The sequence below is a fragment of the Dactylosporangium darangshiense genome (assembly GCF_039537565.1).
GTDB lineage: Bacteria > Actinomycetota > Actinomycetes > Mycobacteriales > Micromonosporaceae > Dactylosporangium > Dactylosporangium darangshiense.
In genome coordinates this window covers 1-7,461 of sequence record NZ_BAABAT010000124.1, presented here as the reverse complement: position 1 = coordinate 7,461, position 7,461 = coordinate 1, and the positions used below count along the sequence as shown (strand labels likewise).

Below are 7,461 nucleotides of genomic sequence, written 5' to 3'. Positions count from 1 at the left end.
ACGTCGCCGCACGTGCTGGGCCTGCCGGCCGCGGTCGCGCGCATCGCCGACCTCGTCGGCGAGGCCCGGGCCGCGGCCGCCCTGCCCTCCTCGATCGGCCTCGACCAGCTGTCCGTCTACGTCGCCGACGCCGACCTGCCCGTCGAGGTCGAGGCCCTCAGCCTGGCAGCCGGTCCGGACGCCCGGCCGCGGTCCACGACGCGCCGGCGTGCGGCCTGATCGTCAGCGGCCCGAACTCGTCGAACGCGAAGACGCGGTCCGGGAACGCGGTGGTCACTTCCTCGATCCGGACGAGTTCGGCTTCTGCGTTCGGGTCGTTGTCTCCTTCCACGTCTTCGTCCGCTGGAATGTGATGTCGTGCTTGTGCAGCAGTTCCCGTAGCCGCTCCCGGCCCACCCGTACCGGACGCAGGCCGGTGTTGTGGGCCAGGTAGTCAGCGAGTTTGCGCAGGCTCCGCCGGAGAAACTTTCCCAGTGGGCGGTGCGTGTCCTTGGTGTGCGTCCACTTCCATCACACGACGGCAGGGCAGATGACGGCGGAGATGTTCGACATGTTCTACCGCGGCACCGTACGGCGGCTGACACGGTATGCGTTCGGCCTCACTGGCGACCAGAGCGAATCCCAGGACCTGGTGCAGGAGGCGTACGCGCGGGCGTGGCAGCACTGGCGGCGGGTGAGCGCGTATGACGACGCCGAGGCATGGCTACGACTGGTGGTGAGCCGGCTCGCCAAGGACCGTTGGCGTCGCCTCCTCGTCCGCCGCACGGCCGCCGTCAGCGCCCCGCCGATGCCGTCGGTGGCCGGACCGTCGGAGGAGACCGTGCTGCTGGTCGCCGCGATGCGGCAGCTGCCGTTCGACCAGCGACAGGCGCTGGTGCTGTTCCATCTTCTGGACCGCTCGCTCGCCGACATCGCGGCGGAGACCAGAACCAACGTCAACACGGTCAAGGCCCGGCTGACCCGAGGCCGGGCCTCACTCGCCGCGGTGCTCGGGACGAGCACGGCCACAAACGCCGGGGGTGCCCATGTCAACGGAGCTTGATGCCTTCTTCGCGGCGTTGCGCCGCGACGCCGACGAGGTGCCCGCGGCGCCGCCGGACGCGGCCCGTCGGCTCGGTCGCCGACGTCGGCGCCAAGCGGCCGTCGTCGCCGTGGTGGCCGTGTTCGCTGTGGTCGGCACCATCGTGGTCGCGATCGGCGCCGGCCTGCCAAGAGGGCAGCAGCCGCCGGCCGGGCCATCGCCGGTCACGCCGACCGCCGCCCAGAAACCGACGACATTCCAGCGGCTGGCACCGGTCGGCGCCGGGATCGGCCTCGGCCAACTGCAGCCGCCGCGGCTCGCGACCGTGGTGACCATGGGTGACCGGGCGTTCGTGTGCCTGCAGAGCGAGTCCGGGCAGACCAGTGTCGTCGCGGTCGACCTCGCGACGGGACGGGCCGCCTGGGGTCCGGTCCACCTCGCCGACTTCAGCGACACGGCGGCCGTCTACTGGCACCCGCGATACGTACTGATCATGGGACGCCACGACAACGGGTCCAGGCCCGACGGGACGATCTTCGCGCTCGACCCGGCCACCGGGACGATGCTCATGCACCTCGACGTCGACAACTTCGAGGCCGACGACGTGGTCCTCGGCGAGTCGACACTGGTGACCGGCGCCCGGCGGGACGGCAAGACCCGCGGCTACGACATGGCCACCGGCCGGGTGCAGTGGACCGTCCCCGATCCGGCCAGCCGCATCGTCGACAGCCTCGTAATGCAGTCGGCGGCCGGGTCACCCCTCGAGTCCCAGCGGGGCGGGTTCGGTGGTCCCCCGGTCGCCACGAGCCAGTTCGTGCAGCTCACCGCCGACGGCACGGCGATCGTGCGGGACCTGGCCACCGGCGCGGAATCGGTACGTCGCGCCGGGGCCGTCAGCGCCGCCACCGGCGACAGCCGCGACCAGGTGCTCGCCGTCGACGGCATCCTCTACGTGATCGACCGCGACAAGCACGGCACCATCAGGGCCGCGGACATCTCCGGACCGGCCGCCGCGACCGACGTATACACCGCGACGAACGGCGTGCAGATCGGCCAGCCGGTGTGGTGCGGGCCGAACCGGATCTGCTTCGAGGAACTGGGGAAACCGGGAGACGAACACGTCACCGCGCTCGACACCGCCGCACAGAAGGTCCGCTGGCGGCAGGACGGCTCCATCTTCAGGCTGCAGGTCGTCAACGGCCAGGTCCTGCTGAACCTCATGACCCAATCCGGCGACCTGCGCAACGCCGTCGTCGACGCGTCGGGCCGGCAGATTCTGAGCGAACAGGCACAGACCGGCACCGCGGGCTGGATCGACGGCAACGCGCTGCTGGTCATCGGGCCCGGGGACAGAGACTCGCCCACCAGCGTGTCGGGTGTCTCGCCCCTCACCGGCGGCCCCGTCCAGCTGGGCGTGGTCGATGACAATCGCGGCTGCGGCTGGAGCCGCACCCACCTGGTCTGCGCCACCATCACCGGCATCAAGGTCTGGCGGTTCGCAGCCTGACCCAGCCTCACCGCTCGGCCGTCGCGGAGCCGGCCCAGGGAAAACAACCCTGGGCCGGCCGCGCGACCGTCGCCGGACTCGAACCCCTCTCCTCCAAGGGCGGCCGCCACCCACCCCGGGGGGGCCAGCCCGGGCGTCCCAGGCCGAGCCACCTCCACTTTCTACTCGTCGCCTTGGGGTTCCTCCAGCCTCCGGGCGATCTGTTCGAGGGCGGCGAGGTCTTCCCGAGCGAGCCGGTCGATGAAGTGGCGCCGTACCGACTCGACATGGGCCGGTGCGGCGATCTCGAGAGCGTCCAGGCCCTGTGTGGTGAGCACGAGAAGGCAGCCCCTGCCGTCGGTCGGGTCCGGTTCGCGGCGGAGGAGACCGCGTTCTTCCATCCGGGTCGCGTGCCGGGACAGCCGGCTGCGCGACCAGCCCATCTTGTCAGCTTGTTGTCCCAGTGTGCTGGTGTGCGCGGGCCGCTCCGACAGCGTGCTCAGCACCTCGTAGTCGGGTTCGGAGAGGCCGATCGTGGCCAGGTCACGCGCGGTGCCGGTCTGGACAGCGACCATGACGCGCAGGAAGGCCCGCCAGGCCCGCTCCTCATGTGGGTTCAGCCAGCGCACGGCCCTCGTCGGCGGCTTCGTTGACATGTAATTAATCTAGCACCTAGACTTCGTTTCCATGTCAACGAGACCGCTTCGTGTCCTTGCTCTGGCCTGCAGCACCCGCCCAGGCGGCCTCGGCCCGCTCGTGGGGCAGTGGCTGATCGGCGCGGTCACCCCACGGGCCGCGGAACTCGGCGTTGAGCTCGTAACGGTGTCCCTCGGCGACCTGAACCTGCCGTTCCTGGACGAGGAGGAGCAGCCGTCATCGGGCGTCTACCGGCACGAGCACACCGGCCGGTGGAGCGCGATCGTCGACGCGGCGGACGGGTTCATCGCGGTCACACCGGAGTACAACTACGGGATGCCGGCGGCACTGAAGAACGCGCTGGACTACCTCAGCCGCGAGTGGGCGTGGAAGCCGATCGGCTTCGTCAGTTACGGCAACACCTCGGCGGGCACCCGGTCGGTCCAGCACGCCAAGCAGGTGGTAACCACGCTGCGTCTGGTCCCGCTTGGCGCCACGGTCGCCATCCGTATCGGCGACGCTCTGGAGAACGGGCGGCTGCGGTCCGACTCGGCCCGCGACGCAGCCGGCGTCGGATTGTTGGATGAATTGGTCCGGATCGCCCACGCCCTGCGTCCGATGCGCGAACGCCTACGGGCCGGAACACTCACCGGCCCGTTGCCGGGGTCCTACGCGAGACGGCTGACGCCCGACGACGCGCAAGAGGTCACCGTGCTGCAGCGGTGCTGCTGGGTGGACGAGGCCGTCGTCAACGACACCACAGCCATACCGGCCCTGCACGAATCACTGGACGAGGTACGCGAGTGGCTGGCGGCCTGGCAAACCACGGGCATCTGGCTGGACGGCCGGCTGCTGGGCATGGTGCGAGCCCGTCGCCTCGAGACCGACTGGCACGTGGGTCGGCTCGCCGTCGTGCCCGACCTGCGCAACCGAGGGCTGGGGCGGTGGCTGTTGCATACCGCCGAAGCCGCTGCCGGACCGGAGTGCCGCCGCATCGTGCTGTTCACCGGCTCCAAGAGCCGACAGAACATCGGCCTTTATCAGAGCGAAGGCTATCGGCCGGTGCCACTCGCCGACCCTGACGGAATCGTTTGCCTTGCCAAAGACACATCGGGTAGGCAGCGCTGACCGGCTCGACACCCGGATCTCATACGTTCATGTCAGCCGGCGGATGCAGGATGAGGATGGCTCCTTGGATCGGACCCTGTTGAGGTCTTGGGCAACCGTGCGCCGGCTGGTCATGAGGAGATGCAACAGCTGATAGATGGATGACGTGCCCCGGCTCGATGCGGGTCGACTGCGCCGAAGCCGCGGTCACTGCTCGCGTCGCCCTGGCCACCGGCAACCCCAGGATCCGGCCAGGCGAGAGCGGCAAGCCAGACCAACACGCTGGCGACGAACGCTGACGAGCAGGCGACCGTAAATAAATCGTAAGGGCCGTCCTGCAGAGTGGGTGGCGTCGGCCCGGCCACAGGTCACCCCTGGCGGGCCGACGGAACCGACGTCTAGTTCATGGAACATCTTCAGCAACTGGGACGCCTCCGTATGTCGCAGATGTGGCGACTTCCAAGATTTGCCGCTGTCAGAGGGAGGGCCATGCCGCGCGCAGGTGCTCGGTCCGGGCTGCAACTCGAGCCCGCCGGGAGCGTGGGCACTGTCCCAGTCCAGGACCGCCGCGACGCTGGACGGCAGCGGTGACAGGTCCGCCCTTGCGGCGCCCGGTCTGCGTATCCCTGAGCTGGCCGTCCGCGGTGAAGATACGAGCCCCGGAACGGCAGATCCTTCCCTCGTCCATCCCTCCTTGTGGCGTCATTCAGAGCGGGGGAGGGCACCGTGGCCCTGCAGCATGATGCGGCGCGACAGAGTTTCGACGACTTCGTCCGCACCGAGAGCGCTGCGCTAATCAGGTCGGCAAACCTGCTCACCGGCGACCGGCATCACGCCGAAGATCTCGTGCAGACCGCGCTCGCCCGGGCAGTGACTCGATGGCACCAGATCGACGAACCCCGTGCGTACGTTTACCGCGTTCTCTACACCGAGTTTGTGAACTGGTGGCGCAGACGGCGAGTCCGGGTGGTCGAGACGCTCACCGGGGATGTGCCCGAGCGACAGGCGCCAGCCGGCCCGGATCCGGAGCTGGCCGTGGTGTTGCGCCAGGCCCTGGCTCGGCTGACCCCACGGCAGCGGACGGTGCTCGTGCTGCGCTTCTACGAAGACCACAGCGAAGCCGAGACCGCTGCACGCCTCGGCTGCCCGATCGGCACCGTCAAGAGTCAAACCAGGCACGCTCTCGACCGCCTGCGCCGGCTCGCACCCGAGCTCGCTGAGCTGGTCGACCCGAAAGCGGAGGCGAGATCATGAGCACCGAGACGCGGCTGCGTGAAGGCCTACGGATGCTCGCCGGCGAAGTACTGCTCGCGACGATCTCCAATACTTCCTCAATCAAGCCCGAAACCGCGCTAAACAGTGGCCGTGCGCGGCGTTGCTGTGGTGGTCGCGTTGCTTACCTTGACGCTTGGTCTGGCGTTTCTTCCCGGCGGCACCAACAGGCCGGGCGCCCCCAAACCGGTCACCGTCGGGCCTGCCGCACACGCTCCGCGAACCACCGATCTGGACCGCGGACGTCGGCCCGTCGGCACCAGGCACCGCCGCCGTGATCTTCGGTGGCACCGCCACCACCGAGTCGGCGCCACCGGATCGGTCGGAGCGCCGACGTGTGCCGACCGACAACGCCGGGACGACAGCGATGGAGCACGTGGCTGGGGTCGCGAAGGCGGAGGAACTCGTACCCGGCGATGCGCAGGACCGGCACCAGATCTCAAGCAACGGAGCGTTGTGGGTAGAGAACGGTACGACGTGGTTGTTGTCGGGGCTCGCTGTGCCGGAGCTGCGACGGCGCTGCTGCTGGCTCGTCGTGGGTATCGCGTGCTCCTGCTCGATCGGGCGAACCTGCCGAGCGACACGCTGTCGACGCACTACATCCACTCGAGCGGCTTGGCGCTGCTCGCCCGGTGGGGACTACTGGACGGTTTGATGGCCACCGGCTGTCCCCGGATCGAGCAGATCTCGCACCAGGTCGGCGATGTGGGGCTGGCGGCGAGGGTGCCGGCGGCGGACGGGGTCGACTTCGCGTGCGCACCACGCCGCCAGGTCCTCGACGCGTTACTGGCAGATGCCGCGATCTCTGCGGGCGCCCACTTACGCGACGCCTGCGAGGTAGTCGGCGTGCCCTTCGAACGAGGACGGCCGGCAGGCGTCACCTACCGCACCCGCGCCGGCGGTCGCGACACCGTCAGCGCACGGCTCATCGTTGGCGCGGACGGAATGATGTCGACCATATCTGATCTGGTGGGCTCACCCATCGAGATCGAGGACCAGCGGCTGACCTGCATCTACTACACCTACTGGACCGGCATCAAAGGAGGCTTCGAGCTGTACGAGCAGCCAGGCCGCCTCGTGGGAGCGCTGCCCACACACAACAACCAGACACTCGTGTTCGCCTACTTCCCCAGCGCCGAGTTCCCGAAGGTCCGCACGCACGCCTTGGGCTCCTACCTGGATAACGTCCGCGCCACCGCCCCAGGTCTGTTCGACCGAGTCGCCGCCAGTGCCCGTACCGAACGACTGCGCGGCACCAACCAACAACGAAACTTCTTCCGCCAAGCCTGGGGACCGGGCTGGGTTCTCGTCGGCGACGCCGGCCACCACAAGGACTCCATCACCGCGCGGGGCATCACCGACGCGTTCGAACAGGCGGCGATCCTCGCCGACTGCGTGGGTGACGGTCTGCACGACGAGACCCGGCTGAGTGAGGGGCTTCAACGGTTCGCTGAACGCCGCATCGCTCGCTTCAAGCCGCTCTACCGGATGGCCCTGCTCGCCGCGACGCTGGACGTGTCGCCGTACAGACTGGCCACGCTGCGGTTCCTGAACACCCGACGAGACCTCGTCGAACGGTACTTCGCGGTCAGCGCCGGCATCATCGAAGCCCGCCAACTTTACAACCGGCAGCTGTTCGCGCAGATGTCCGCGCACCGGACCGCAGCGACCCAGTGAGTCAAACTTCGTCACGTAGCACAGCCGATTCAGGCGTCTCAACGTTGCCGTCCGTGGTGCCGCACGGGCTGCAATGCGGTTCGGCGTTGGGGCTGGGCTGCGGCTCATGGCCTGTTGACGGTGCTCATGTTCCCCATGTCCCCAGATTGGGCATCTTGGCAAACGTGAACACGGACAAACCTAGAATGCGCCGGATCTGGGGTTTTGGCGGCGCCGCGCTGTTGTTCAGCGTGCTCGTGATCGCCGTCAGGATTCGATGGGT

7 protein-coding genes are annotated in these 7,461 nt (G+C 68.7%); 6 read left to right on the top strand and 1 reads right to left on the bottom strand.

Annotation, left to right across the window (positions count from 1 at the left end; genetic code table 11):
* From ABD901_RS57850 to ABD901_RS57835, 3 genes are all read left to right on the top strand, one after another.
* The coding region (locus ABD901_RS57850) for a hypothetical protein (protein WP_425556868.1) at nt 1–219 on the top strand (219 nt) is incomplete at its 5' end.
* Nucleotides 220–529: 310 nt separating this feature from the next.
* Nucleotides 530–1,042 carry a SigE family RNA polymerase sigma factor gene (locus ABD901_RS57840; protein WP_345144799.1) on the top strand — a complete coding sequence of 171 codons (513 nt, stop codon included), beginning with the start codon at nt 530–532 and terminating at the stop codon, nt 1,040–1,042.
* Nucleotides 1,026–2,528: an outer membrane protein assembly factor BamB family protein gene (locus tag ABD901_RS57835; protein WP_345144796.1), complete on the top strand. Its 1,503-nt coding sequence runs from the start codon at nt 1,026–1,028 to the stop codon at nt 2,526–2,528. The genes ABD901_RS57840 and ABD901_RS57835 overlap by 17 nt, the downstream gene beginning before the upstream one ends.
* Before the next feature lie 161 nt (nt 2,529–2,689).
* Here ABD901_RS57835 and ABD901_RS57830 read toward each other — a convergent pair whose 3' ends face one another.
* The gene (locus ABD901_RS57830; protein ID WP_345144794.1) at nt 2,690–3,163 is read right to left on the bottom strand and encodes a MarR family winged helix-turn-helix transcriptional regulator; all 474 of its coding nucleotides are present in this window, start codon (nt 3,161–3,163) and stop codon (nt 2,690–2,692) included.
* A 31-nt stretch (nt 3,164–3,194) separates the two neighbouring features.
* On the opposite strand from ABD901_RS57830, the gene ABD901_RS57825 reads away from it, so the two are divergent.
* From ABD901_RS57825 to ABD901_RS57815, 3 genes are all read left to right on the top strand, one after another.
* Entirely contained in the window at nt 3,195–4,271 is a 1,077-nt protein-coding gene (locus ABD901_RS57825; protein WP_345144792.1) for a GNAT family N-acetyltransferase, read from the top strand.
* Between the two features lie 705 nt (nt 4,272–4,976).
* A complete protein-coding gene (locus ABD901_RS57820) occupies nt 4,977–5,504 on the top strand; it encodes a SigE family RNA polymerase sigma factor (protein ID WP_345144790.1) in 528 nt (175 codons plus the stop codon).
* A gap of 474 nt (nt 5,505–5,978) precedes the next feature.
* A complete protein-coding gene (locus ABD901_RS57815) occupies nt 5,979–7,199 on the top strand; it encodes an NAD(P)/FAD-dependent oxidoreductase (RefSeq protein WP_345144788.1) in 1,221 nt (406 codons plus the stop codon).
* Nucleotides 7,200–7,461 lie beyond the last annotated feature (262 nt).

Bases quoted from the DNA above. Each gene is read 5' to 3' on its own strand.
- ABD901_RS57840 (WP_345144799.1), top strand. From the start codon at position 530: ATGACGGCGGAGATGTTCGACATGTTCTACCGCGGCACCGTACGGCGG.
- ABD901_RS57825 (WP_345144792.1), top strand. From the start codon at position 3,195: ATGTCAACGAGACCGCTTCGTGTCCTTGCTCTGGCCTGCAGCACCCGC.
- ABD901_RS57835 (WP_345144796.1), top strand. From the start codon at position 1,026: ATGTCAACGGAGCTTGATGCCTTCTTCGCGGCGTTGCGCCGCGACGCC.
- ABD901_RS57830 (WP_345144794.1), bottom strand. From the start codon at position 3,163: ATGTCAACGAAGCCGCCGACGAGGGCCGTGCGCTGGCTGAACCCACAT.